Origin of the sequence: Aeromonas sp. QDB31, assembly GCF_027707605.1 — a bacterium.
GTDB lineage: Bacteria > Pseudomonadota > Gammaproteobacteria > Enterobacterales > Aeromonadaceae > Aeromonas > Aeromonas media.
In genome coordinates this window covers 1-24,864 of the sequence record NZ_JAPCIX010000028.1, presented here as the reverse complement: position 1 = coordinate 24,864, position 24,864 = coordinate 1, and the positions used below count along the sequence as shown (strand labels likewise).

Sequence of the window (24,864 nt, the reverse complement as noted above, 5' to 3'; positions counted from 1 at the left end):
GTGCTCGGCCGGGCCCGTCATATGCTCGACTGGCCCGCTCACTGGCTTACAGCTCTATCTGACCATCAAAGACATGCTCGGCCGGGCCCGTCATGTAGACCGGCTGACCCGGCCCCTTCCAGGCGATGGTCAGCTTGCCACCCGGCAGGGTGACGGTGACCCGCTCCCTGAGCTTGCCCTGGCTGATGCCGATCACCACGGCCGCGCAGGCGCCGGTACCGCAGGCCAGGGTCTCCCCCACCCCGCGCTCGAACACCCGCAACTTGATCTCACTGGCGCTGACCATCTCCATGAAGCCGACGTTGACCCGCTCGGGGAAACGCTCGTGGCGCTCCATGATGGGCCCCAGGGTCTCCACCGGGGCATCGGCCACCGAGGGCACCTCGATGACGCAGTGGGGATTGCCCATGGAGACGGCACCGCACATCACGGTGTGATCCTGCGCCCGCAGCAGGTAGGTCTTTTCCGCCTTCTGGGCACGGAACGGGATCTTGCCCGGCTCGAACTGGGGCACCCCCATGTTGACCGTGACCTGGTTCTCCCCCTCCAGTTGCAGGGTGATGCGGCCACGGGCCGTGCTGACCGCGATGCGATCCCGGTTGACCAGCCCCTTCAGGCGCACGAAGCGGGCGAAACAGCGGGCACCGTTGCCGCACTGCTCCACCTCGCTGCCATCGGCATTGAAGATGCGGTAATGGAAGTCGAGCTCGGGATCATAGGGCGGCTCCACCAGCAGCAGCTGATCGAAGCCGATGCCGAAGTGGCGATCCGCCAGCTTCTTGATGACGTCGTTGCTGAAGAACACCTTCTGGGTGACGCCGTCCACCACCATGAAGTCGTTGCCCAGGCCATGCATTTTGGAAAACTCAATCAACATCTTCTTTCCCTGCGCAGTTCAGGCCGTCACGAAGGTCGTCCACAGCCCCATGGATCCTGGAAAAATCTGTCACCGTCTTGCGTTCCTGTGGCTGGCTCACGGCAGCAGGTGCTCGCCGCGCCAGAGATCGGCCAACTGTTCCCGCTCACGGATGAGATGGGCCTGGTCACCGTCCACCAGCACCTCGGCCGCACGGGGACGGGTGTTGTAGTTGGATGACATGGTGAAGCCGTAGGCCCCGGCAGAACGCACCGCCAGCAAGGAGCCCTCGGCAATCGCCAGGGTACGCTCCTTGCCGAGGAAGTCACCGGTCTCGCACACCGGGCCGACCACGTCATACAGCGCCTTCTCGTGGATCGTGCGGCTGTCCACCTCGATGATGTTCATCCAGGCGCCGTAGAGGGAGGGACGCAGCAGATCGTTCATGCCGGCGTCGATCAGCGCGAAGTTGCGGGTCTCGCCGGGCTTCAAGAACTCGACCCGGGTCAGCAGCACGCCGGCGTTGGCGACGATGGCGCGGCCCGGCTCGAACAGCAGGGTCAGATCCCGGCCCGCCAGCTTCTGTTTGAGCGCCTCGGCGTACTCGGTCGGATGCGGCGGCTGCTCGGCGCCATAGTTGACCCCGAGACCCCCGCCCACGTCCAGGTGATGGATGTGGATGCCTTCGGCCGCCAGCTCGTCAATGAGCTTCAGCAGCTTGTCGGCCGCTTCCATAAAGGGATTGAGCTCGGTGAGCTGGGATCCGATATGGCAATCCACCCCCTTGATCTCGATGTGGGCCATGGCCGCCGCCTTGCGGTAGATGGCAGGCGCCTGCTCGATGGGGATGCCGAATTTGTTCTGCTTGAGGCCGGTGGAGATATAGGGGTGAGTGCCCGCATCGATATCCGGGTTGACCCGCACCGAGACCCGCGCCTTTTTGCCCATGCTGCCAGCGACCCGGTTCAGGCGCTCCAGCTCGGCTTCCGACTCCAGGTTGAAGCAGAGGATCTCTTTCTCCAGCGCGAGGCGCATCTCGGACTCGCTCTTGGCGACGCCGGAGAAGACCACCTTGGCCGGATCTCCCCCCGCCGCCAGCACCCGTGACAGCTCCCCGCCGGAGACGATGTCAAAGCCCGAGCCCAGGCGCGCCAGCAGGTTGAGCAGTGCCAGGTTGGAGTTGGCCTTGACCGCGTAGCAGATCAGATGGGGAATGTCGCCCGCTGCCTGATCGAAGGCGTGCCAGTGGCGCTCCAGGGTGGCGCGAGAGTAGACATACAGCGGGGTACCGTACTGGTCGGCGAGCTGTTGCAGGGGAAGCTGCTCGGCCTGAAGCTGGCCGTCGGCGTCGTAGTTAAAGTGATCCAAGGGGGCGGTTCCTTCCTAGATTATTGCGGCGCGGCCTCGGAGGCCGGTTTGGCGGTCGCAGGCGAGGCGGCTTGCGGTGTACTCTCTGTCTTGGGCTGTGCCGGCGTTTGCTCAGTGGAGACGGGCTGCTCGGCCGGTGGCATGTAGAGCGGCCCCGTCAGGCCGCAGGCGGCCAACCCGAACGACAGCGACGCGGCAAACAGGCACTTGGTGAACTGGGTAATCATAATGGTTCGCTGCGAAAAAATTTTTGGCCCTCTATAATCGCACTCACATTGTTAAAAGCAACAGGATAAACCGATGAAGGATCACGAGTATCACGCCCTGACCGACGCCTTTTTCCAGTATGTGGAAGACGTTATCGACGAGGGGTATCCGGATATCGACTGCGAGCGGGCCGGCGGTGTGCTGACCCTGAGCTTCGAGAACAAGACCAAGGTCATCATCAACAAGCAGGAGCCCCTGCACCAGATCTGGGTGGCCACTCGGGAGAACGGCTTCCACTTCGAGCTGCGCGGTGACAGCTGGATCGACAACCGCTTCGGCGACGAGCTCAAGGCTCTGCTGACCCGGGCCTGCACCACCCAGGCGGGCGAGCCCGTCCGGTTCCCATGATGGCAGAGTCTCCCATGATGGATCTGCATCCCCAGGGCGCCCGTCACGCGGTGATCTGGCTGCACGGGCTGGGGGATTCCGGCGCCGGGCTCGCGCCGCTGGTGGAAGCGCTGGCCCTGCCTGCCGACCTGCCGGTGCGCCACCTGCTGCCCGATGCCCCCGAACGGCCCATTACCATCAACATGGGCTACAAGATGCGTGGCTGGTACGACATCAAGAGCTTCGAGGATCCGGCGGATCGCGCCGTGGAGTCCCATGTGCGCGAGTCCGCCGATCGTATCGCAGCCCTGCTGGATCAGCTGGTGGCCGAGGGCTTCGCTCCCGAGCATATCGTACTGGCCGGCTTCTCCCAGGGCGGGGTGATTGCCTCCTTCACCGCGCTGCGCTATCAAGCAAAGCTGGCGGGCCTGCTCTGCATGTCCACCTACCTGGCAACGCCCGAGCAACTGGTCGAGGAGATGAGCGAGGCCGCCCGCGTCCTGCCCATCTGCTACATGCACGGCATCTATGACGACGTGGTGAGCCTCTCCATGGGCTGGGATGCCAAGAACCGGCTGGAGGCGGCGGGTCTCAGCCCCGAGTGGCACGAGTACCCGATGCGCCACGAGATCTGCCGCCCCCAGCTCGACGAGATCCGTCGCTGGCTGCTGGCCCGCCTCGGCGCCTGATCCCGCACTGCGGATACGACAACGGCCTGCATCAGCAGGCCGTTTGTTTTCATCCCTTCCGGCGATACACCGGCACATCATCCCGCTTCCCTCACCCGACTTCCCGGGCCGCCCCCGGATTGTCCCGCTGCGGACTCTGGCTGCGGTAGGGGATCACCTCCAGCTTGTCGCCCATCTGCACGATCTCGTAATACTGGGGCAGGTTGAAGTTGCTGAACTGGCCCGCATCGCTGAAGCGCTCGTGGCCCGAGGTGTAGAAGCGGTTCACTCCCTGCACCAGCTCATCCTTGTTGCCGGCGAAGTGCTGGTAGATCTCCACCCGATTCGCCTCGTCCAGGATATAGATGTTGGTGCCCGCATCCCGGGTGTCGAAGAAGAACTGCACCAGCCCTTCGCTCGCGTAGGCGTCGACAATGCCGGGCAGATGCTGGCTATGGGTCTTGTCGAGGCGCAGCGGCAGGTGATCCAGCTTGTTGTGGGAGATGTGGCGGTAGAAGTCGATGGCGTTTTCCAGCTTCTTCACCGACACCCCGCGCCGCTCGAAGAAGATGCCGTACTTCTCTTTCCCCAGCGCCAGCGTCTTGACCAACTGCTGCTTGTCCCGGGCCAGGCGCAGTTCGATGCACTCGGCCACCAGTTGCTGGAAGCGGGTACGCACCAGGGAGCGGAAGTGCTGGCTGTAACAGAACACTTCTATCATCTCGGGGGCGGCGGCATCCTGGTGCATCTTGCCGAGTATGGTGGTGAGGGCATCCACCACCGCTTCCTCCCCCTCGAAGTGCAGGGTGCGGATCTCGCTCCAGGAGTTGCGATAGACGAGATCCACCGATCCCACCAGACACTCCTGGTTGCGGCCGAAGGAGAAGACGTCGGCGGCATTGGCATCGAACTCGATCACCTGCCCCACCCAGTGGCTTGACGGGTCCGTCTCCAGGTTCAGGAAGATGGAGAGCTGGCGGATCTCGCACGGCCGGCTCAGCGCCAGGTTGGTGGCGCGGGGATACTTGACCGGGAAGGTGCCGGAGAGATCGCGGCAGAACTGGTGCAGATTGTCGATGTGCAGATCCGAGCCCTGATTGAACAGGTGCACCCGGGACTGGGGGGTCAGCAGGCCGTTGAAATAGGCCCAGGCCACCAGCTTGCTGATGTAGCCGTTATATTCGAGCGGCGCCCGGCCGATGATGTCGGCGGGCTCCAGGGAATGCTTGTAGAGATACCAGCCGGCGCGATTCAGGCGACCGTGCGGCACCTGCACCAGGCTGAGATCCGGCTCGCCGAGATCCGGCGCTATCTTGAGGTTGATCCGCTGCACCTTGCCCGGCAGGCTCTCGAAGGCGGCATAGAGCTTGCGCGACAGTATGCCGATGTCTTCCGGGTTGATGGACTCGCTGATGTTGTTGCGCCGGGCAAACTGGATGAGGTTGCGGTAGCTCTGCATCAGGGCCTCCAGCAACTCGGCATAGGCCACCTTGACGTCCTCGACCTTCCACTCCTGGCGATGATCCAGATGATGCAGCCGCTCCGGGCTCCAGCCCCAGTAAGCCACCAGCTGGGCCATCTGCTCCCGGCGCCAGTCCGGGGAGTGATCCTCCTTGGGGTGGCTCAGGCCGTCACACACCTTGAGATAGAAGCAGCGGCGCACCAGATCCAGGCGCTGCATGTCGCCGATGGATTTCAGGTAGTTGGTCACCTTGTCCAGCATCAGGCAGTAGTTGTCGAGTCGGTAGTGCATCCCCTCGTTGTGCTGGAACCAGTCGCGGCTGGTCACCGACAGCAGTCGGGTGTTGGGATACTCGTGGGAGTAGGCCTCCATCAGCACCGACTTGAGCACCGCCTTGTAGGGGGAATCTATGCCCTTGTAGAGCTGCCACAGGGCAGAACCGAAGTACTCCTCGGCGGGGATACGGTCAAAACCCCCGAGGTCGAGCCAGTCATCCTGGCTCAACTTGCCGTGGGCGAACAGGCCGTTGACGTAGTCGTCGTAGTGATCGTCATATTCGGCCGGCACCAGATACCAGAGCAGCCGCTTGCCCGCGATGTGCATGGCACTGCGATAGAACTCGTCGAGCAGCAGCAGGTGCTGGGCGCTGCCGCAGCTCTCCCCCTGCATCTGGGCATCGTTGCGCTGGCGGAACTTGTCTTCGGGGATCAGGAAGAAGTTGAGATCGACTCCGCGCTGCTCGGCCCACAGGGAGAGGTGCTGGCACTTCTGCTCCAGCAGGGCGAGGCGCTCACTCGACAGACCGGCCACGTGACAGACCCAGATGTCGAGATCCGAGTGGCAGCACTGGCCGATGGAGGAGGTGCTGCCCATGGAGTAGAGACCCTGGATCGACTTGTCGTGGGTGCTGAGGCCGCCCTGACAGTTCGCGTTCTGGCACAGATCCTGGATGAAGGCCTGCTGGGCCTCGTTGGCGACGAAACTCCAGATACCATGAGGCACGTCCCCTGCCACATAACCGGGCAGGAGGGGATGATTGAAGTGCAGCATGACAGGCAGCAGTTGAAAGACCTGCTGCCCATAGCGACTCATGAGATCCAACGCTCGTTGCGTCTTGAGACGATTCAGCTCGTCGTAGCGCGCCACCAGCGTGTCCAGTTTTACCAGCAATGCCCTACCTATGGGGAAGAGAAATGACGCACCAAAACGGGGAGACGTCAAAAAAGTGTGATCATGTTAACAATGCAAACAGCAGTGGTAAACAAGCCCGCACACAATCACCGGATTATTTCTGGCACGCCCAGTGACGGTATCAGTAGAAAGTAATAAAAAATAATATTTTCAATTAGTTGCCATCATATAATGACCGAGTGAAAATTATTTTCAGCGACCCTTTTTGAGCTTGGCCCCGCTTTTGCCGGCTGCGTCATGAAAGCCCATGCAAAGGGTGGTAAGATCGTTTTCCTCACTAAAGATGAAACAACTGATTGATATGGCAGCCCGAACCCTGAGAATTGCCACTCGCAAGAGCCCACTGGCCCTGTGGCAGGCCAACTTTGTAAAAGATCGGCTGGAAGCCCTCTATCCCGATCTGCGAGTCGAACTGGTCCCCATGAGCACCCAGGGTGACAAGATCCTGGATACCCCGCTGGCCAAGGTCGGCGGCAAGGGGCTCTTCGTCAAGGAGCTGGAGACTGCCATGCTGGAAGGCCGGGCCGACATCGCCGTCCACTCCATGAAAGACGTACCGGTGGAGTTCCCCGAGGGGCTAGGCCTGCACACCATCTGTGAACGCGAAGACCCGCGCGATGCCTTCGTCTCCAACCGTTTCAAGCAGATAGACGAGCTGCCCCAAGGGGCCGTGGTCGGCACCTCCAGCCTGCGCCGCCAGTGCCAGCTGCGGGCCGCCCGCCCTGATCTGGTGATCCGCGACCTGCGCGGCAACGTCAATACCCGCCTCGCCAAGCTGGATGCCGGCGAGTACGACGCCATCATACTCGCCGCCGCCGGCCTGAAACGGCTGGAGATGGCCCATCGCATCACCGCCTTCATCGAGCCGGAGCAGAGCCTGCCCGCCAACGGCCAAGGTGCCGTCGGCATCGAGTGTCGTCTGGACGATGTTGAGCTGCACGCCCTGCTGGCACCGTTGGAACACACCGAGACCCGGATCAGGGTGCTGACCGAGCGCGCCATGAACCGTGCCCTGCAAGGAGGCTGTCAGGTTCCTATCGGTGCCTATGCCCTGGTGCAGGGGGACGAGATCTGGCTGCGCGGCCTGGTGGGAAGCCCGGATGGAACCCAGGTGATCCGGGACGAGATCCGCGGACCCCTGACCGATGGCGAGGCACTCGGCCACACCCTGGCCCAGCGCCTGCTGGCCGATGGTGCCGACGGCATTCTTGCCGAGGTCTACCGGGCATGAGTGCGAATCGGGTCTACTCATGGTCACAACCACCGAGCGTGGCCTGATGGTCCCGCTGGTGGTGCGCCCGGCCGCCCAGGCCGCCGAGCTGGCAGCACTGCTGCGCCAGCACGGTCATGCACCACTGTGCTGCCCGCTGCTGGAAACCCGACCGGGCAGTGAACTCCCCCACCTGCCCGAATGGCTGCCCCAAACGGACATCATCATCGCCGTCAGCGCCCATGCCGTTAAATTTGCTCATCATTTTCTGTTGCAAACTGGTCTGACCTGGCCACATATTGACTACTTTGCGGTCGGTCAGGCGAGCGCGGATGCCTTCAGCGAGGTGGGTGTCCAGGCCCTCTGCCCGACCGATCCCCGCAGTGAAGGCCTGTTGGCCCTGCCGCCCCTGCAAGGGGTGAGCGGCAAGCGGGTGCTGATACTGCGCGGCAACGACGGGCGGGATCTCATCGCCCGAACGCTGGCCTCACGCGGCGCACTGGTGCACTATTGTGCCACCTACGAGCGCCACTACCCCGAGCTCGACGGGGACGCATTGACCCGCCACTGGCAGGCAGCCGGCCTCGACAGCCTGCTCATCACCAGTGGTGAACTCTTGCAGCGGTTGCTGGCCCTGGTGCCCGGCCCGCAGCGACCCTGGCTTTATGACCGCCTGCTGGTGGTGCCCAGTCCCCGGGTGGCCGAGATGGCCGAGGGAGCTGGTTTTACCCGTATCGTGATTGCCCAAGGTGCATCCAACCAGGCTCTGGTGGCCGCCCTGGAACTGAGGAAGATGGAATGACTGAACAGCAAGAAGTCCAGCCGAGTGCTGCGGCCCCCGCGGCCGACAACAACAAGCCCGAGAACAAGGCCGCCAGCAACAAGAAGGGCGGCGCCGGCGTCGTCCTCGGTGGCGTTGCCATCCTGCTGGCCCTGGGGCTGACCGGCGGCCTCTATCTGCACGGCCACCAGAATGCCGTCGCCCAGCAGGCCGAACTCGGCGCCCTCAAGCTGCAACTGGCCGAGGCCATGGGCAAGCTGGATCAGAGCAACAGCAAGGATGCCGAACAGATCGGCGCCCTCGGCAAAAACCAGCAGCAGTTGCAGGAGGCGCTGGACGCCCTGCAGACCAAGGTGCTGGATCTCGACGACAAGCGCCCCAACGACTGGATGCTCGCCGAATCCGAATACCTGGTGCGCATGGCGGGCCGCAAGCTGTGGCTAGAACACGACATCGTCTCCGCCATCACCCTGCTCGGCAACGCCGACGAGCGGATCAAGGCGCTCAACGACCCCAGCCTGATGCCCATTCGCAAGGCGCTGGCGGAAGACATAGCCCAGCTCAAGGGGATGCCGCGAGTCGATCGCGAAGGCTTGACCCTGAAGCTGGCCGCGCTGTCCGACCAGATAGAGCTGCTGCCCCTCTCCACCGTGAGCATGCCACAAGCCAAGGCCGAACCGGATCAGGCGGTCAGTGCCAATCCGGACGAGTGGGAAAGCAATCTGAAGAAGAACTGGGTCAAGTTCACCGAGAACTTCATCACCATACGTCGCCGCGACGGCGCCGTGGAGGCCCTGCTCTCACCGCAGCAGGAGATCTTCCTGCGGGAGAACCTCAAGACCAAACTGTTGCAGGCCCAGCTCGCCGTCTATCGCGAGCAGCAGGCGCTCTATACCGACAGCCTGGAGAAGGCCCAGCGCTGGCTGACCCAGTACTTCGATACCGACAACAGCGCCACCCAGTACATGCAGTCCGAGCTCGACAAGCTCAAGAGCGAGCAGATCCAGTTTGACTACCCGGATCAGTTCAAGACCCAGGCCATGCTGGAACAGGTGCTGACCGAGCGCCTGCAACGCATCCTGGCCGGCAACTGAGGAGGAGACCATGATTCGTCTGATCGTCGTGGTGGCCGTGATGGTCGCGGGCCTGATCTTCGGCCCAGAAGCGTCCGGCAACAAGGGCTATGTGCTCATCTCGCTTGGCAACTACACGGTGGAGTCTTCGGTCACCAGCGCCGTGATCCTGGCGGTACTCTTCTACGGTGCCCTGCTCATCGTCGAGTGGGTGCTCGGTCGGGTCTTCGGCCTGCGCCGCAAGACGCAAGGCTGGTTCGGCTCGCGCCGTCGCCGCAAGGCGAACCTGCAAACGGTGAATGCCACCCTGGCCATGGCCGAGGGGCACTACAACCAGGCCGAGAAGCTGCTGATCAAGGGCGCTGACAACAGCGACACCCCGCTGCTCAACTACCTGAGTGCCGCCAGAGTGGCCCAGGCCCGGGGCGATGACGTACGCCGGGATCACTACCTGCAAAAGGCGCAGGAGGAGAACCCCAAGGCCGAGCTGGCATTGACCCTGATCCAGACCCAGCTGCAGATAGAGCAGGGTCAGTACGACAGTGCCCTCGGTCGGCTCGAGTCCGTCTACGCCCTGCACCCGCGCCACCCCATGGTGCTTGATCAGTTGCGCCAGGTCTATCTGGCCCGGGAAGACTGGGTGGCCCTCATCGATCTCGCCCCGGCCCTGCGCAAGGTGGGCAAGTTGACGTCGGTGCAGGAAGAAGCCCTGCTGCACCAGGCCTGGATTGGCCGTCTCGAGGCAGCCAGCGGCGCCCTCGAGACACTGCGCCCGGTATGGCAGGCGCTGCCCCGCAAGCTGCGTCAGGACACCGAACTGCTGGCCAGCTACGGGGATCGTCTGCGCCGACTCGGTGCCGACAGCGAGGCTGCCGACCTCTGGCTGGAGGCCCTGCGCAAGGATCCCTCCCCCGAGCTGTTCGCCCGTCTGCCCAAACTCAGGCTGGATGACTATCAGCCCATGCTGACCCTGCTCAAGAAGATCCAGGATCAGCCGGGCGCCGAGGCGGCACTGGCGCGAGTCTACCTGTTGGCTGGCCAGCTGGACGATGCCCAGCGCCTGCTGGAGCAGGAAGTGGCGAAGCGGCCGGATGCAGCCCTCTACCATGCCCTCGGGCAGGTGATGGACAAGCGCCGTCTCACCAACAAGGCCAACGAGTACTATCGTCAGGCCCTGCAACTGGCCGACGTCTGATCCCAGCTCGACAGAGAGAATCAAAAAGGCCGCAATTGCGGCCTTTTTCTATTCCGTGTTCCCGCGTTGATTCGGGGTGTTTCTCAGCGCCCTTCTCCCCTCGCGGGAGAAGGGCTGGGGATGAGGGGGAAACAAGCAACCACCCTCCTATCTCTGAGGGAGAGGGTCAAGTGCTCAGGCCGTCAGCCGCTCCATCTCGCCGATAAGCCAGACGGCCTCCTGGCGGTGAGAGCCGCACACGTCCTGCATGGGCCGAAAGCTGCTGCACACCGCAGGCCGCTCAGGCTGGCCGAAGATCTTGCAGCCCAGCCACGCGTCGAGCTGAATACAGGGAACGCCGGCTGGCTTGCCCTCCGGCATGCCGGGAATGGCACTGCTGATACTGGGGGCTGTGCAGCAGGCACCGCAACCTTGACGACATTCCATATGATGCATTCCTGTGCATGGCGAAGCAGTCTATCAAAGGGCCCCGATTCCCCTTAGCCTTATCCGCCCTGTCCCGCTAAATAGTCCAGACCCGGACGCAGGGCAACAAAAAGCCCGACGGCAACAGCGGTCGGGCTTTTTAGTGGCAGGGCCTCAGCGCATCAGAGAATGATGTCGCGCACCACGCTGTCTTTGCGATCCAGGAAGTGGATCGACTTGATGCGGCGGATGGTGCGTGACTTGCCGCGGATCAGCAGAGTCTCGGTGGTCGCCATGACACCATTGCTGGTGATGCCTTCCAGCAGATCACCCTTGGTGATGCCGGTGGCCGAGAAGATGACGTTGTCATTTTTGGCCAGATCTTCCAGCTTGAGCACCTTGCTCACATCGATGCCCAGCTCCTGGCAACGGGCAATCTCCTGTTCGCCCAGAGCACGCACCTCGGGGCTGTCGCCCTTGACCTGATGACGGGGCACCAGGCGCGCCTGCATGTCACCGTCCAGCGCACGGATCACCGCCGCCGAGATCACCCCTTCCGGGGCGCCACCGATGCCATAGAGCATGTCCACTTCGCTGTCCGGCAGACAGGTGAGGATGGAGGCGGCCACGTCGCCGTCGGGAATGGCGAACACCCGCACGCCCAGCCCCTGCATCTCCTTGATCGCCTTGTCATGACGCGGCTTGGCCAGGGTGATGACGGTCAGGCGGGAGAGCGGCTTGCCGAGCGCCTTGGCCACGGCCTTGAGGTTCAGCTCCAGGGCCTGATCGAGATCGATGGCGCCCTTGGCACCCGGACCCACGATCAGCTTCTCCATGTACATGTCGGGAGCCTTGAGGAAGGAGCCCTTGTCGCCCACGGCCAGCACGGCCAGGGCATTGGACTGCCCCATGGCGGTCATGCGGGTGCCCTCTATGGGGTCGACCGCGATGTCCACGGCGTCGCCCTGACCCGTGCCCACCTTCTCGCCGATGTAGAGCATGGGGGCTTCGTCGATCTCGCCTTCGCCTATCACAATCTCGCCATCGATCTGGATCTGATTGAGGATGTGACGCATGGCCGCCACGGCCGCGCCATCGGCGATATTCTTGTCACCACGTCCGAGCCACTTGTAGCCAGCCAGTGCAGCCGCTTCCGTCACTCGGGAAAATTCGATTGCCAGTTCACGTCTCATCGCATATCCAACCTTAGGAGCTCGAAAACGGGCGGCATTCTACCACAAGGGCAAACCTTTGCGCGCAAAAGTGGCGGCTTGCCACATAAATCCCGGTTTTCATCCCGCTGACATGGAATCGACACGGTTTGTTCATTGCACGGTCACCCGACTGTCATCTGTCACTTCTAGCATGGCCCCGTCTTTTAAAACAAAAGCTTGCAACACAAGGGATCATGATGAAAAAGCTGACAGTAGTAGCATTGGCTCTTACCGCCGCCTTCCAGGCTCAAGCCGTTGAAGTGTACAAAAACGAGAGCACCCTGCTCGACCTCTACGGCCGCATCTACGCCGGCCAGTTCTTCGGCGAGAAGAAAGAGCTGGATGCCAATGGCGACATCAAGAACGAATACAGCGACAAGCAGGGCGCCAACCAGTTCGTCCGCCTGGGTGCCAAGGTAGAGAGCGAGATCAATCCGGGTCTCAAGGCCCTGGCCCAGTACGAGTTGCAGATCTACGTCAATGACAGCGAGAAGACCGTCAGCGAGAACTCCGACAACATGCGCACCCGCCTGGCCTTCGCCGGTGTGGGTGCCGACTGGGGCAATGTCACCTTTGGTCGTCAGAAAGGCGCCCCCGGCCTGCTGGCCGATTGGACCGACGTCTCCCTCTCCGACGGCTACGGCAACGAGGCGCTGGGTGCCAAGACCGACACCTTCGCCACCAACCGTGCCGGCTCGGTGCTGAAATACTCGGGCCTGTTCAACGGCTTCCAGGTCGATACCAGCTACAAGTTCGACGGCGGTGACACCGAAGAGACCACCAGCAAGGACAGCGATGCCGCCTACGGCGCCGCCCTGGCCTACACCTTCCCGTTCAACCTGGCCCTGGGTACCGCCTACAACGTGGGTATCCGCGACAAGAGCGGTGAAGAGGATGCCAAGCTGTGGCTGCTCTCCGCCAAGTACGACAACAAGGCCGTCTATGCCGCCCTGAGCTACGCCGACGGCAGCGACTTCCTGGCAACCGGCAAGGATCACACCGGTTGGGAAGGGGCGCTGGGTTACAACTTCGAGAGCGGCTTCGGCCTGATGGCCCTGTGGAACAAGCAGAAGGTGGAGCAGAGCGGCAAGTCCGACTACGACTCCATCGATTACTACACCCTGGGTGCCCAGTACAAGTTCAACAAGAACCTGCGCGTCATCGGCGAGTACCGCATCAACAACCTCGACAGCAATGACAGCGGCAAGCTGAACACCAAGGATGACTTCCAGCTGGCGGCCCGTTACGACTTCTAACTCCGGCCCCAGACAAAACGGCGCGCAGATCCCTCTGCGCGCCGTTTTTCATTCTCCCCTCCCGCCTGGGGGCTGAGCCACAGAGGCTAGAGCTTCTTCTGCCAGAACAGGGCCCGGCCCACCTCGGGATCTAGCTCATAGCCCGCAAAACCGCTGGCCAAGTAGGCGGCCTGCGCCACCCTGTTACCCTCCAGCACCTCCAGGGTCAGCTTGCAGCAGTCGAGCTCCCGGGCGAGCTGCTCCACCTGCGCCAGCAGCCGTTTGCCGAGGCCGCGCCCGCGATGATCCGGGTGCACCGCAAGGTCGTGGAGGTTGAGCAGGGGCCGGCAGGCGAAGGTCGAGAAGCCCTCGAAGCAGGTGGCCACCCCGGCCGGCTGCCCATCGACCCAGGCCAGCAACACATGGGCACCACTTCTCACCGCCAGGGCCTGCGCCAGATTGGCCTTCACCTCATCGGCGAGGGGGCTGCCCCCGCCCATCTCGTCTTTCGCGTATTCGTTGAGCAGATAGACCAGCGCCTCGCCGTGCTGCCGGTTATGAAGGTCTGCCCTGATGATCTCTTCCATGTTCCGTTTCCTGTTTCCCTGGGGTGGCATAGGCGCCACCGAACCCGGATGGTAAACCAGCCCTTTGCCGCAACCAAGACTCATCCGATGGGTTGCATCAGGGCAATGATCCTCAACTGACCGCACAACTGCTCGTAGGTGTGGGATTTTTGCATCTTTGCCTTGCAAGACAAATGAAAATCAATATCATTAGCGTCCTCTCGAAACGGGAGATACTAATAACTACAAATAAATCAATAAGTTCAGGCCGACAGGTCGATTAGAAGAGTCACACGCAGATGCATAATCCCAACTCCCCGCGCGCCCTGCTGGGCGTCGCCTTGCTGTCCCTTTGCGCCAGCGCCCAGGCCGAAGACGAAACCCTCACTGTGGTCGGCAAACGCAGCCAACACGAGGAAGTCGCCACCGCCACCCGTACCAGCACCCCGGCCAAGCTGGTGCCCCAGAGCATAGAGAGCGTCTCCGCCAGCGAGCTGACCGCCTACGGCCAACCGACCCTGAGCGAGGCCCTGAGCGGCATCCCCGGGGTCAACGCCAGCGGCGACACCCGCTTCGACGGCGTCAACATCCGCGGCTTCAACGCCAGCAACGACTTCTACCTCGACGGCCTGCGGGACGACATGCAGTACACCCGGGATCTCGGCAACATAGAGCGGGTCGAGGTGCTCAAGGGGCCGGCCGCCGTGCTCTACGGCCGTGGCAGCACGGGGGGCATCATCAACCGGGTCAGCAAGAAGCCGCAACGGGGCCAGGCCTCCAGCGTCACCGCCCGGGTCGGCAGCTTCGACAGCCAGCGCCTCGCCGCGGATCTCAATGCCGAGGCAGGCGAGCGGGTGCAGCTGCGCCTCAACCTGGCCCAGGAGGACAAGGAGAGTTTTCGCGACGGCGTGACCAGCAAGCGCACCTTGCTGGCACCGTCCGCCAACTGGGAGATCACCGACAAGCTGAACTGGCTGGTGCAGTACGAGCGCAACGGCAGCGATCGCACACCGGATCGCGGCATCCCCGGCGTCAACGGTCGCCCGGCCGACGTGCCCATCGAGAGCGTCTACAGCGAAACCAGCCGCGACTTCATAGATGACGTGGCCCAGTCCACCCGCTCCCAGCTCACCTGGGATCTGAACGAGCAGTGGCAACTGCGCCAGCAGCTCGGTTACACCAGCCTCGACAGCCAGTTCGACAATACCTATGTCACCAGCGTCAAGGGCGACCAGGTGACCCGCGCCCGCTGGCAGCAGGATCTCAAGGCCAACAACCTGACCAGCAACACGGAAGCGGAAGGCCAGCTGCAGACCGGTCCCATCGAGCATCGCCTGCTGATGGGCCTGGAGCAGAGCTGGCAGGAGCGCACCCCCAAGCTCTATCAGAACGCCAGCCCTATCCCCCCGGGCAACCTGTACGATCCGGGTTCACTGCCCAGCTACAACGGCGCCATGAAGCTCTCCAGCGACGCCAGGCACAAGGTGCGCGGCTACGGCCTCTATGTGCAGGATCAGCTCAGCTTGGGGGACTGGCACCTGCTCGGCGGCCTGCGCCGGGACGCGTTCACCGTCACCAGCCGCCGCAACGACCTCGACAAGGAGGAGACCCTCTCGGTCACCAGCCTGAGCCCCCGTCTGGGCCTGGTGTGGAACCCCATCGAGGAGCACGCCTTCTACACCTCCTACAGCAAGACCTTCACCCCAGTGGGTGGGGAACTGATCGGCATCACCCCGGGGGACAAGAACAACAACCTGGATCCCCAGCACACCCGGCTCTACGAGGGGGGCGTGAAGAGCGACTGGCTGAACGGCCGCCTGGCCACCACCCTCTCCCTCTACCGGCTGGAGATGTACAACAAGCGCAGCAAGGATCCGCTGGATCCCACCAAGGTGCTCCTCACCGGCCTGCAGCGCACCGACGGCATAGAGCTGAGCGCCCGCGCCCAGCTCACCGACGCCTTCTACCTGCACGGCGGCATCGCCATCCAGGACGCGGAGCAGGTCAAGGCGGATGCGGATCTGCAGGGCAAGCGGCCGATGAACGTCTCCCGCGAGAACGGCCAGCTGTTCGCCGGCTACCAGAGCGGCCCCCGAGGCTGGTATGGGGAAACCGGGGTGACGGCGGTGGGGGATCGCTTCGCCGACAACGCCAACACCACAGTGCTGCCGGGCTACGCCCGCTATGACGCCCGCGCCGGTTACCGCTGGCAGCACTGGGATGCCCAGCTCAGCGTGGAGAACCTGACCGACCACGACTACTTCGTCAGCGCCACCAGCGCGGCCCAGATCATGCCGGGCAGCCCCCGTCAGCTGAATCTCACCGCCGCCTACCGCTTCTGATCCTCCTTACCCACAGCCAAACTGGCCAGCCTCTGCTGGCCAGTTTTTTTATGACGCGCCACCATGATGAAACCCAAGAGACTCCCCCTTCACAACAACAAGTGGGTGCGCCGCATCCACGCCTGGGCCGGCTTTGCCACCCTCACCCTGATGCTGCTCTACGGTCTGACCGGCCTCTGGCTCCAGCACAGGGCCGTGCTGCCCCTGCCCGGCCCCCACACCGAAAAGTCGAGCGAGGAGATAACGCTGGCCGCGCCGCTGGCGAGCCCGGACGCGCTGAAAGCCCTGCTGCAACAGCACTACCCCGAGGGCTTGGAGGAGGGACGGATCAGCATCACCCCGGCCCGGACCCTGCCCACCCCCACAGGCCCCCTCACCCTGCCGGCGCGCTGGGAGCTGCGCGGCGTCACCCTCAGCCAGAGCCTGGCCGCCAGTTATGTGGAGGGTACCCTGCTGGTGCAGACCGAACTGCAGCAGGCCAACCTCGCCGCCAGCCTAAACCGGCTGCATCGCGGCATGGGCACCGGCCTCTCCTGGCAGTTGTTCGGCGATCTGGCGGCCCTCTCCATGCTGCTGCTGGCCCTCACCAGTTTGCTGATGTGGAACAAGCTGCACGGCCCGGCCGGCCGTGGCATCACCCTGCTGCTGACGGGCGCCCTCGTCACCCTGCTGGTGGCCCTGCTCTGACGGGTTTACCGACACCAAAACGGGATCCACCTCCCACCCGGGGTAACCCTGCCCATCCCCCGGGTAACAAAGGGTAACCGGGCACCGATGGGGGTCACAGTTGGCGGCCCCCCGGCTGGAAGAGGCATGTGCCCGGCTGCTAGGGTGCCGGGTTTCAGCCGTCGGAAACCATCATGCGCATCTCCAGCATCGAGTGCGGGCGTGTCCTGGCCATCCTGGCCGTGATGACCATTCACCTCTCCCCCTTCAGCAATCCGTTCGATCCCACCCTCTGGGACGGCACCCCCTACCTCTGGCTCGGGGCCATCATCAACCAGCTGTGCCGCTTCGCGGTGCCGCTGTTCTTCCTGTGCGCCGGCTACTTCCTGCAACCCGCCCTCGCCGCAGGCAAGACCATTGTGGTGGCGCTGCGCTACTGCCGCCCCCTGCTGGGACTCTGGCTCGCCTGGAGCCTGCTCTATCTACTGGTGCCCTTCAACCCGGTCGCGGCCATGACGGAAGGCTATCTGACCAGCATGGCGGGCCAGTGGCAGATGCAGTTGGGGGATCCTCTCAACGCCTGGTGGGTGGGTGGCATGATCCACCTCTGGTTCCTGCCCGCCCTGATGCTGGCCGTCCTGCTGCTGGCCCTCTGCTGGCGAGTCAGGCTGCCCCGACTGGCTCTGGTGGCGGGCGCCCTGCTCTACGGGCTGGCCCTGATCGGCGGCTCCTATGGCCCGCTGCTGCCAGGGGGCGAGTGGGCCCTGCTGACCCGCAACGGCCCCTTCTTCTCGCTGCTGTTCGTGGCGCTTGGCGCCGAGCTGCGCCTGCGTGGCTGGCAACCGGATGCCAGGCGCAGCGCCCTGCTGATGGTGGCGGGGATGGGTCTCTATGCCCTGGAGGCCGCGGGCCTGCTGCGCTTTGCCGCCGTGCCCCTCAACCGTCACGACTTCCTGCTGGGCTCCCTGCCCTGGGCGCTCGGCCTCTTCGGCCTGCTGCTGGCCAATCCAAACTGGGGCCGGGGCAGCTGGCTGGAACGCCAGGCCCCCAAAGTGTTGGGTCTCTACTGCCTGCACATGATGCTGGTGGTCTGGCTGATGGTGTTCGGCCCCCAGGGCAAGCTGCTGTGGTGGGAGCTCGTCAAGGTGCCGGTGCTGCTGACGCTCTCCCTGCTCGCCTGTCGACTGCTGGCGACGAACCGGATCAGTGGCTGGCTGCTGCGGGCTCGCTGAGGGGGCTAGCGCTGGCCGCTGCGGATCCACCCTCCCCGGCCAGCAGGTCGGCGTGGGCAAGGGCGAAGTCGTGCATCTGTTGCAGCAGGGGGAGAAGGGCTACCCCGAGCGGGCTCAGGGCGTATTCGACCCGGGGCGGGACCTCGGGATAGAGGGTGCGCAGGATGACGCCGTCCGCCTCCAGCTCCTTGAGCTGGGCGGTCAGCACCTTCTGGCTCACCTCGGGCAGGCAGCGGCGCAGGTCGCCAAAGCGCAGGGTCTGGGCGCGCAGATGAAACAGGATGGCCGGTTTCCATTTACCGGCGAGCAGGCGCAGCACCTGATAGGCGGGGCAAGGGAGTGGGGACAAGGGATGGCTCGCGACTGGTTACTTTGGGGTAACTATGCCACCAAAATGTGCCATCTTGCAGTCAAAATGCCGGCTTCCTATGATGCGGACTCCGTCATCCAACGCCCAAGAGGTTCGTCATGCCCAGCCTGCTGCAGATCCATTTCACCTTCCCCGCCGAGATGATGGGGCCGGCCCTCACCGCCGCCGCCCTGCCGCTGGCCGAGTCCATCACCCGGGAGCCGGGCTTCATCTCCAAGATCTGGACCGAGAATCCGCGCACCGGCGAGGCGGGGGGCATCTATCTGTTCGAAGATGAGGAGAGCGCCCTCGCCTACGCCACCATGCACGAGCAGCGGGTGCTCGCCATGGGCGCCAGCGCGGTGCAGTTCAAGGTATTCGACGTCAACGAGCCCCTGAGCCGCATCACCAAGGGCATCCCATAAACCGGCCCGGAAAACGGGCTCAGAACCTCAGGGTCAAGCCGATATTGGCCTGCCACTGGGTGAGCAGATCCCCCCGCACTCTGAAGGCGCAGACCTCGGGGTTGCAGAGAAAGGCGCTATCGTCATTGAGCAGGGAGCCGTAGCCGCGCACCTCGGCCCGCAGCGCCAGATGTTCCCCCAGGCGCGGCTGCACCCCGAGCGCCAGGGACATGGAGGGGGCCGTCTCGCTGTCGTAGGCATCGAAGCGGGTCACCCCGATCCCGGCACCCAGATAGGGCGCCATCAGGTTGTCCGAGAGGGTGAGGGCCCCGGCGAAGTGCAGGGTATCCACCCTCAGCCTGTCAGGCTGATCCGGGGAGATGGGGGTGGACTGATGGCTGTAGAGCAGCTCCACCATGCCGGGATCATCCACCTCCCGGCTGATGAAGAGGCCCCAGTTGCCCGAGCTCTCCCCTTGCAGCGAGTCGATGCCGGTCGAGTTCGGCGTGGGGGCAGGTTCATCCATGGCCTCGAAGTCGATGGAGGAGCTGTACCCCAGGAAAGGGGTCAGTTGCCAGCCCGAGGCGGCGGGCTCGGCCGCCCAGGCCGTCAGCGGCAAGCCCAGTCCCAGCAGCATCATAGTCGCTCGCGTCACGCTCTTCTCCCTGGTTGCATGGATGGCGTCAAAAGCATATCAGAGCCTGTTCCATCCAACCCTTGACGGAGGCTGTATCGCCCCATTTTGGCGACCCGCCCCCCTTCCCTGCCCTCTCTTTCCATCAAAGCTTGCGCCGGCTCACATTATTCATCTGGGATTAACCTCTGCCACGTAAGCTGACGGCGCCACAGCGGTGGCATCAACAGGACGAGGATCTCAGGAATGGTTGCCGCGCAACTCAACGACCCACAAAGCACGCTCTCCGATACCCTGAGGGCCACCGCCCACGCCATCGAGGAGAGCCACATCAGCCTGCGCCAGATGCTGGCTCTGGTGGGGGAACAGGGCATGCTGCTGTTTTGCGTGCTGCTCACAGTCCCCTTCCTGCTGCCGGTCTCCATCCCGGGCGTCAGTACGCCGTTTGGCCTGCTGATCCTCTTCATCGGCATCGGCATCACCCTCAACCGGGTACCCTGGCTGCCCGCCATCCTGATGGAGCGCCGCTTCGCCGCCGAGCACCTCAAGCCAGCCCTGCACAAGGGGGCCGATCTGCTGGCCCGCATCGACCGCTTCATCCGGCCGCGCCTGCTGCTGCTGACCGGCAGCTCCACAATCAATCGCTGCAACGGCCTGCTGATCATGCTGGCGGCCCTGCTGCTGATGCTGCCGCTCGGCGCCATTCCCTTCACCAACGCCATGCCCGCCTGGGCCATACTGCTGCTGGCCATCGGCATGCTGCAACGGGACGGCCTCTTCGTCGCCCTCGGCTACGCCCTGGTCAGCGCCACCCTGGTCTGGTTCAGCGTGCTGGCCATCGGCCTGCTGATGGCGGGCCAGAACATCTCGACGCTGTTTGGCTGAGACGGGCGCAGACACAGACAAATGAAGGAGGGCGACACAGGGTCGCCCTCCTTCGTTGCAAGCCTGGGTGATTTTCAGGGATCCCCGTCATGGGCCACCTGGTTGCGCCCGCCCCGCTTGGCCCGATAAAGCCACTCGTCCGCCCGGGCCAGCACTGTGCCGAGATCTTCCCCCGGCCGGATCAGGGTGGTGCCCAGACTCACGGTGACGGGAGCAGGATCCGGCTCCATGGCCGCCACCGCGGCGCGGATCCGCTCCGCCACCTTCAGCAATATCTCCTCGTCTATCTGCGGCAGCAGGATCAGAAACTCCTCGCCGCCGCTGCGCACGAACAGATCCTCTCCCCGCAACTGGGCGGACACGCAGTCGCAGACGCGGCACAGCACCCTGTCCCCGGCCTGATGGCCGTAACGATCGTTGATCTGCTTGAAGTGATCGAGATCCAGCATGATGAGGCCGGTGAGCGGCTGACCCTGCACCCTCTGGTGGTACTGATCGAAGAAGAAGTGGCGATTGTAGAGGCCGGTCAGCTGATCCGTCTCGCCGAGCCGCTTGAGCCGCAGTTGCAGCTCGTGCTGGCGGGTGATGTTGCGGGTCATCCAGGCCACCGCCCGCTTGCCGTCATAGAGGGAGGGCAGCGGCGCTATCTTGCCCTCGAAGCGCTGCATCCCCTGGGGGCCAGCCTCGGCATCTATGCCCTCCACCTCGGCGGGAGAGAGATCGTACTCCACCACCTGCACCTGGCCGCTGGCCAGGGCGCGCGCCACCTCCTCCATCACCCAGAACGCCTTGTCTGCCGGCAGCACATCGAACAACCGCTTGCCGATCAGGGGGTTGCCATCCTGATATGACTGCTGCTCCACCCCGCCTATGTACTCGATGTAGTGACCATCTTCACTGAGGATGAAGACGGGGTCGGGCAACTGGGTCATCACTTCATAGAGTTGTGCCACTGAGAGAGCCATAGGTGCTCCTTTTTATCTGCGGGGAGGGCCCTGTGTCGTCTGTTATACACGACCCGTTCAGTATCGCATACGGCCAGAATGCCGTGGCAAACCGCCGCCAGCCTTGACCTGGTGGATGCCGTTTGGATATTAATGGGATTTGCCTGCCCCAGGAGGCCCCTAGATGAAACTGACCCCACCCCTGCCCCCCATTGAGCGGGATCTCGACGCCCTGCGCATCGGCCTGTCGGGCTACAACCAGGCGGTTGCCGGCAGCCATCTGCGCGAGCAGGTAGCCAGCTTTATCAAGGATGAACAGGGGCTTGTGCTGGGCGGCATCCTCGCCGACATCAAGTGGGGCTGGCTGCACGTCGACTGGCTCTGGATAGACGAGCGCATTCGCAAGGAGGGCTGGGGCGGCCGCCTGCTCGCCACCATGGAGCAGTATGCCGGGAGCAAGGGCATCACCAATGTCCATCTGGAAACCACCAGTTTCCAGGCGCTGCCCTTCTACCAGAAACAGGGCTACGCCGTCTTCGGCGAGCTGCCGGACATGCCGCCCGGGCATATCACCTACTTCCTGAAGAAACGGCGGGACTAGGGCACGAGGTGGGCGCCTTGCCCTTCCCCAGGCCCACGGAGCCTTGATACGAAAACGCCATCGAGAGAGGCTCGATGGCGTTTTAGGTGGCCGGGATGGCGGGATCAGCGGCTGGCGGAGCGGCTCCCGCTCCAGAGCAGCTCGCCGCTCTTCAGATCCATCAGGCTCATGGCGAGGCGGTAGCGGCTCCCCTCGGAGAGAAGATCCCCGTAGAGCATGTAACCGGCCCCGGTCTGACGACCCAAACGCACCAAAGAGGCGGGGTTCATGCCCCCCTGCTGGTACTCGAGCTGACCCGTGATGGCCGCCACCTGGCCGGGATCGGCGAAGCGAAAGCCGCTGTTTGCCTGAATGCGCTGGCTCATGGCCACCGCCATGGGCTGGGTACTGAAGGGTTCACCCGTGCCGTTCTGGGGCGCCATCAGCAGCAGCACAGGGCTGCCATCCTGGCTCAACGCCTGCACCTCCGGGGCCTTCAGAAAGGCATCCGCCATGGCGAGCGCCAGCCCGGTCGGGGCCACGGGTTCGGGCGCAGGCACAGGCTCAGCCTTGTCGGGCTCGGCCACCGGTTTCTGTGGCTGGCTCACCGGTTTGTCCGGCTCGCCGACCGGCGCCGGGGTGCTTCCATAGGGATTGACCGCACAGCCGCCCAGCAAGAGGGCACCCACCATCAACAAGGAACGCAGCTTCATCTTTTCTCTCCACCAGAAGTCCGCAGGACGGACTTCGCCAAAAGCCCGTGGGGGCGGAGCACCAGCCCCGCATCCCTCCCATGCTAGAGACAAACCGGCTCCGGGTCGATGCGCACATGGGCCGGGGGCGACAAAGGCTGGCGAACCGGGGCGTACAAAAAGGTGGCAAGGGTCCGTCCGGTTCCGTTAGGGTAGCCTGAGCCCAAATCCCAGAGGAGCACCCCATGCACGGACCCGACCCCGCCAATCCCCACCCCATGAAGGGCTTCCCCCAGCTGTGCTTTATCAAGAACACCATCAAGGGGCCCAATATCGAGGTGGGCGACTACAGCTATTACGACGACCCGGAAGACTCGGTAGGCTTTGAGCGCAACGTCCTCTATCACTTCCCCTTCATTGGCGACAAGCTGATCATCGGCAAGTTCTGCGCCATCGCCCGCGGGGTCAAGTTCATCATGAACGGCGCCAACCACCAGAGCTCCGGCTTCTCCACCTACCCCTTCTTTATCTTCGGCAACGGCTGGGAGAGCGCCGCCCCCGCACCGGGCACCCTTCCTTACAAGGGGGATACTGTCATCGGCAACGATGTCTGGATCGGCTTCGAAGCCCTGCTCATGCCCGGCGTCAAAGTCGGCAACGGCGCCATCATCGCCGCCCGCTCCGTGGTCACCGGCGACGTACCCGACTACGCCATCGTCGGCGGCAACCCCGCCAAGCTGATCCGCTACCGCTTCGATGACGACACCATAGCCCGCCTCAACGCCCTCGCCTGGTGGGACTGGCCAGTGAAGCAGATTAGCCGGAATTTGAAATTGATTGGCGGTGGGGAAATTGGCGAGTTGGAGAGGGCGGGGTGATAGCTGCCCACCTGGAGGCATCGGGAGAACCTCCCCAAACAGCCCTGGAGAGCACGGATCCATCACCAGATCAGTGCGTTACATGGGCATTTAAAACAATCAGGTCCCACTGGAGTTATCAACATGACCACACCCGCTTTCACTGTCGTCCACTCAACACCGCCCGTCGAAACCTATCGCTATCTTCGAACCTCAGCCGGACTTAGCCCAAAGACGCTTGAAGCCGCAGAGCGTGGTCTGCCCAATACGCTGTTTGCCGTCCAGGTGTTTTGCGGTCAGACCGCCATCGGCATGGGTCGCATCATCGGAGATGGCGGGACATTTTATCAAGTGGTTGATATTGCAGTGCTGCCTGAATATCAGGGTCAAGGGGTAGGCAAAAAGATCATGACGGAGATCGCCGACTATATCGCCCGCGAGGTACCGGAGTCAGGCAATGTCAGCTTGTTGGCAGATGGGGAGGCTTACCGACTCTATCAACAATTCGGTTTCTCGCTCACGGCTCCTGCCAGTGTTGGTATGGGGCTTAAGCGAATGGCTGCCGAAAAAACCTGACCATTCATTCACATCCATACGCAGGACTGTCATGTTGGGATATCCACCTTCTTTTATACCTGGTGAAACAGATCTGCTCACAGGTGGCATTGATCAGCAGCGGGCAGGTAGCCGCGCTGGAAGCCATCCCCTAGCCACAATCAAACAGGAAGCACTATGCAATTGACCACACCCCAACCCCCTCAGGACGATGAGATCGAAGCGCTGCGAGTTGGCCTCTCAGGCTACAACCTGGATCACGCAGGCACCCATCTGCGCGAACGGATCGCCAGCTTTATCAAGGATGAAGAGGGCAAGGTCCACGGCGGCATCATCGCCGATATCAAGTGGGGCTGGCTTCACGTCGACTGGCTTTGGATCGACGAACGCATCCGCAAGGATGGCTGGGGCGGCCGCCTGCTCGGCGCCATGGAGCAGTACGCACAGAGCAAAGGCATCACCAATTACCATCTGGAAACTACCAGCTTTCAGGCTCTCCCCTTCTACCAGAAGCAGGGTTACGAAGTCTTTGGCCAGCTGCCCGATATGCCGCCTGGGCATGTGAGTTATTTCTTGAAGAAGCAGGATAAGTGATGCCATTCCAGCGCCTTGCCAGCGCCTATCTCGTCATTCGCCCCTTCGAAGCGGGCGATGCCGACGAGTTTGTCCGCACAGCGTATGAACCAGTCGACACGTAAAATTTCATTTTTAAATTTTTCTTTAAAAGTAATGCGGCTCTGTTTACCTTCCTATCGAAGGTTTTAGATTTCTATGGTGAGATATGTTTGAATTTTTAGATGCATCTAGTGAAGATATCACCCCGATAGTATTAGGGAAGGTGCGAACAAGTCCCTGATATGAGATCATGTTTGTCATCTGGAGCCATGGAACAGGGTTCATCATGAG

The 24,864-nt window shown here is 63.1% G+C and carries 27 protein-coding genes and 1 pseudogene; 17 read left to right on the top strand and 11 right to left on the bottom strand.

The genetic code is table 11. The features are described 5' to 3' along the window. Positions 1–46: 46 nt before the first annotated feature. The 3 genes from dapF to lptM form a co-directional block, all read right to left on the bottom strand. Positions 47–877 (bottom strand): diaminopimelate epimerase, encoded by an 831-nt coding sequence (gene dapF, locus PG898_RS18940; protein ID WP_025325502.1) that lies wholly within the window; start codon positions 875–877, stop codon positions 47–49. A gap of 96 nt (positions 878–973) precedes the next feature. Further along, positions 974–2,224: a diaminopimelate decarboxylase gene (gene lysA / locus PG898_RS18935; RefSeq protein ID WP_226170564.1), complete on the bottom strand. Its 1,251-nt coding sequence runs from the start codon at positions 2,222–2,224 to the stop codon at positions 974–976. 20 nt (positions 2,225–2,244) lie between these two features. Then, positions 2,245–2,451: an LPS translocon maturation chaperone LptM gene (gene lptM / locus PG898_RS18930; protein WP_025325500.1), complete on the bottom strand. Its 207-nt coding sequence runs from the start codon at positions 2,449–2,451 to the stop codon at positions 2,245–2,247. A 73-nt stretch (positions 2,452–2,524) separates the two neighbouring features. Here lptM and cyaY point away from each other — a divergent pair, with 73 nt between their 5' ends. Both cyaY and PG898_RS18920 read left to right on the top strand, forming a co-directional pair. After that, the gene (gene cyaY / locus PG898_RS18925; RefSeq protein ID WP_005330957.1) at positions 2,525–2,839 is read left to right on the top strand and encodes an iron donor protein CyaY; all 315 of its coding nucleotides are present in this window, start codon (positions 2,525–2,527) and stop codon (positions 2,837–2,839) included. A 14-nt stretch (positions 2,840–2,853) separates the two neighbouring features. Beyond that, on the top strand, positions 2,854–3,507 hold the full coding sequence (locus PG898_RS18920; RefSeq protein WP_226170567.1) for an alpha/beta hydrolase: 654 nt from the start codon (positions 2,854–2,856) through the stop codon (positions 3,505–3,507). 91 nt (positions 3,508–3,598) lie between these two features. On the opposite strand, the gene PG898_RS18915 is transcribed toward PG898_RS18920, so the two are convergent. Further along, on the bottom strand, positions 3,599–6,118 hold the full coding sequence (locus PG898_RS18915) for a class I adenylate cyclase (protein WP_263685758.1): 2,520 nt from the start codon (positions 6,116–6,118) through the stop codon (positions 3,599–3,601). Positions 6,119–6,440: 322 nt separating this feature from the next. Here PG898_RS18915 and hemC point away from each other — a divergent pair, with 322 nt between their 5' ends. The 4 genes from hemC to PG898_RS18895 are packed head-to-tail and all read left to right on the top strand — an operon-like array spanning position 6,441 to position 10,398. Then, complete coding sequence (gene hemC / locus PG898_RS18910) at positions 6,441–7,370, top strand: hydroxymethylbilane synthase (RefSeq protein WP_270824856.1); 930 nt, start codon at positions 6,441–6,443, stop codon at positions 7,368–7,370. A gap of 46 nt (positions 7,371–7,416) precedes the next feature. Then, a complete protein-coding gene (locus tag PG898_RS18905; RefSeq protein ID WP_270824869.1) occupies positions 7,417–8,151 on the top strand; it encodes a uroporphyrinogen-III synthase in 735 nt (244 codons plus the stop codon). Beyond that, positions 8,148–9,224 (top strand): uroporphyrinogen-III C-methyltransferase, encoded by a 1,077-nt coding sequence (locus PG898_RS18900; RefSeq protein WP_161507599.1) that lies wholly within the window; start codon positions 8,148–8,150, stop codon positions 9,222–9,224. The genes PG898_RS18905 and PG898_RS18900 overlap by 4 nt, the downstream gene beginning before the upstream one ends. 10 nt (positions 9,225–9,234) lie before the next feature. After that, a complete protein-coding gene (locus PG898_RS18895) occupies positions 9,235–10,398 on the top strand; it encodes a heme biosynthesis HemY N-terminal domain-containing protein (protein ID WP_270824855.1) in 1,164 nt (387 codons plus the stop codon). Positions 10,399–10,572: 174 nt separating this feature from the next. On the opposite strand, the gene PG898_RS18890 is transcribed toward PG898_RS18895, so the two are convergent. Both PG898_RS18890 and glpX read right to left on the bottom strand, forming a co-directional pair. Beyond that, on the bottom strand, positions 10,573–10,824 hold the full coding sequence (locus PG898_RS18890) for a YkgJ family cysteine cluster protein (protein WP_043130633.1): 252 nt from the start codon (positions 10,822–10,824) through the stop codon (positions 10,573–10,575). Positions 10,825–10,985: 161 nt separating this feature from the next. Continuing rightward, complete coding sequence (glpX, locus tag PG898_RS18885; protein WP_041206766.1) at positions 10,986–11,996, bottom strand: class II fructose-bisphosphatase; 1,011 nt, start codon at positions 11,994–11,996, stop codon at positions 10,986–10,988. A 218-nt stretch (positions 11,997–12,214) separates the two neighbouring features. On the opposite strand from glpX, the gene PG898_RS18880 reads away from it, so the two are divergent. Next, entirely contained in the window at positions 12,215–13,273 is a 1,059-nt protein-coding gene (locus PG898_RS18880) for a porin (protein ID WP_218410543.1), read from the top strand. An 86-nt stretch (positions 13,274–13,359) separates the two neighbouring features. On the opposite strand, the gene PG898_RS18875 is transcribed toward PG898_RS18880, so the two are convergent. Continuing rightward, the gene (locus PG898_RS18875; protein WP_005328993.1) at positions 13,360–13,839 is read right to left on the bottom strand and encodes a GNAT family N-acetyltransferase; all 480 of its coding nucleotides are present in this window, start codon (positions 13,837–13,839) and stop codon (positions 13,360–13,362) included. A gap of 278 nt (positions 13,840–14,117) precedes the next feature. Here PG898_RS18875 and PG898_RS18870 point away from each other — a divergent pair, with 278 nt between their 5' ends. The 3 genes from PG898_RS18870 (at position 14,118) to PG898_RS18860 (ending at position 18,058) form a co-directional block, all read left to right on the top strand. Continuing rightward, entirely contained in the window at positions 14,118–16,160 is a 2,043-nt protein-coding gene (locus PG898_RS18870; RefSeq protein WP_270824853.1) for a TonB-dependent receptor, read from the top strand. A 66-nt stretch (positions 16,161–16,226) separates the two neighbouring features. Beyond that, the gene (locus PG898_RS18865; protein WP_270824868.1) at positions 16,227–16,847 is read left to right on the top strand and encodes a PepSY-associated TM helix domain-containing protein; all 621 of its coding nucleotides are present in this window, start codon (positions 16,227–16,229) and stop codon (positions 16,845–16,847) included. A 173-nt stretch (positions 16,848–17,020) separates the two neighbouring features. Next, on the top strand, positions 17,021–18,058 hold the full coding sequence (locus tag PG898_RS18860; RefSeq protein WP_270824852.1) for an acyltransferase family protein: 1,038 nt from the start codon (positions 17,021–17,023) through the stop codon (positions 18,056–18,058). Here PG898_RS18860 and PG898_RS18855 read toward each other — a convergent pair. Beyond that, positions 18,030–18,407 carry a winged helix-turn-helix transcriptional regulator gene (locus tag PG898_RS18855; RefSeq protein ID WP_168236290.1) on the bottom strand — a complete coding sequence of 126 codons (378 nt, stop codon included), beginning with the start codon at positions 18,405–18,407 and terminating at the stop codon, positions 18,030–18,032. The two genes, PG898_RS18860 and PG898_RS18855, sit on opposite strands and share 29 nt — an antisense overlap. Before the next feature lie 119 nt (positions 18,408–18,526). Between PG898_RS18855 and PG898_RS18850 the strand changes: the two genes are divergently transcribed. Next, entirely contained in the window at positions 18,527–18,832 is a 306-nt protein-coding gene (locus PG898_RS18850) for a monooxygenase (protein WP_270824851.1), read from the top strand. Between the two features lie 19 nt (positions 18,833–18,851). On the opposite strand, the gene PG898_RS18845 is transcribed toward PG898_RS18850, so the two are convergent. Further along, positions 18,852–19,448 (bottom strand): outer membrane beta-barrel protein, encoded by a 597-nt coding sequence (locus tag PG898_RS18845; RefSeq protein WP_193353989.1) that lies wholly within the window; start codon positions 19,446–19,448, stop codon positions 18,852–18,854. Between the two features lie 243 nt (positions 19,449–19,691). Between PG898_RS18845 and PG898_RS18840 the strand changes: the two genes are divergently transcribed. Beyond that, positions 19,692–20,330: an exopolysaccharide biosynthesis protein gene (locus tag PG898_RS18840; RefSeq protein ID WP_270824850.1), complete on the top strand. Its 639-nt coding sequence runs from the start codon at positions 19,692–19,694 to the stop codon at positions 20,328–20,330. A gap of 74 nt (positions 20,331–20,404) precedes the next feature. Here the strand turns inward: PG898_RS18840 and PG898_RS18835 are convergent, their stop codons facing one another. Next, positions 20,405–21,295, bottom strand: a complete 891-nt coding sequence (locus PG898_RS18835; protein WP_270824849.1) for a sensor domain-containing diguanylate cyclase — start codon at positions 21,293–21,295, stop codon at positions 20,405–20,407. 163 nt (positions 21,296–21,458) lie between these two features. On the opposite strand from PG898_RS18835, the gene PG898_RS18830 reads away from it, so the two are divergent. Next, a complete protein-coding gene (locus PG898_RS18830) occupies positions 21,459–21,875 on the top strand; it encodes a GNAT family N-acetyltransferase (protein WP_270824848.1) in 417 nt (138 codons plus the stop codon). A gap of 104 nt (positions 21,876–21,979) precedes the next feature. On the opposite strand, the gene PG898_RS18825 is transcribed toward PG898_RS18830, so the two are convergent. Then, positions 21,980–22,567 carry a penicillin-binding protein activator LpoB gene (locus PG898_RS18825; RefSeq protein WP_171276978.1) on the bottom strand — a complete coding sequence of 196 codons (588 nt, stop codon included), beginning with the start codon at positions 22,565–22,567 and terminating at the stop codon, positions 21,980–21,982. 224 nt (positions 22,568–22,791) lie between these two features. Between PG898_RS18825 and PG898_RS18820 the strand changes: the two genes are divergently transcribed. From PG898_RS18820 to PG898_RS18805, 4 genes and pseudogenes are all read left to right on the top strand, one after another. Then, on the top strand, positions 22,792–23,424 hold the full coding sequence (locus PG898_RS18820; RefSeq protein ID WP_270824847.1) for a Vat family streptogramin A O-acetyltransferase: 633 nt from the start codon (positions 22,792–22,794) through the stop codon (positions 23,422–23,424). 123 nt (positions 23,425–23,547) lie between these two features. Next, on the top strand, positions 23,548–23,979 hold the full coding sequence (locus PG898_RS18815) for a GNAT family N-acetyltransferase (protein ID WP_270824846.1): 432 nt from the start codon (positions 23,548–23,550) through the stop codon (positions 23,977–23,979). Between the two features lie 156 nt (positions 23,980–24,135). Then, positions 24,136–24,552, top strand: coding sequence for a GNAT family N-acetyltransferase (locus tag PG898_RS18810; protein WP_270824845.1), 417 nt, complete (start codon positions 24,136–24,138; stop codon positions 24,550–24,552). Beyond that, positions 24,552–24,653: pseudogene (locus PG898_RS18805) on the top strand (GNAT family N-acetyltransferase); the annotation flags it as partial. The gene PG898_RS18810 and the pseudogene PG898_RS18805, both read left to right, overlap by 1 nt. Positions 24,654–24,864: the final 211 nt, after the last annotated feature.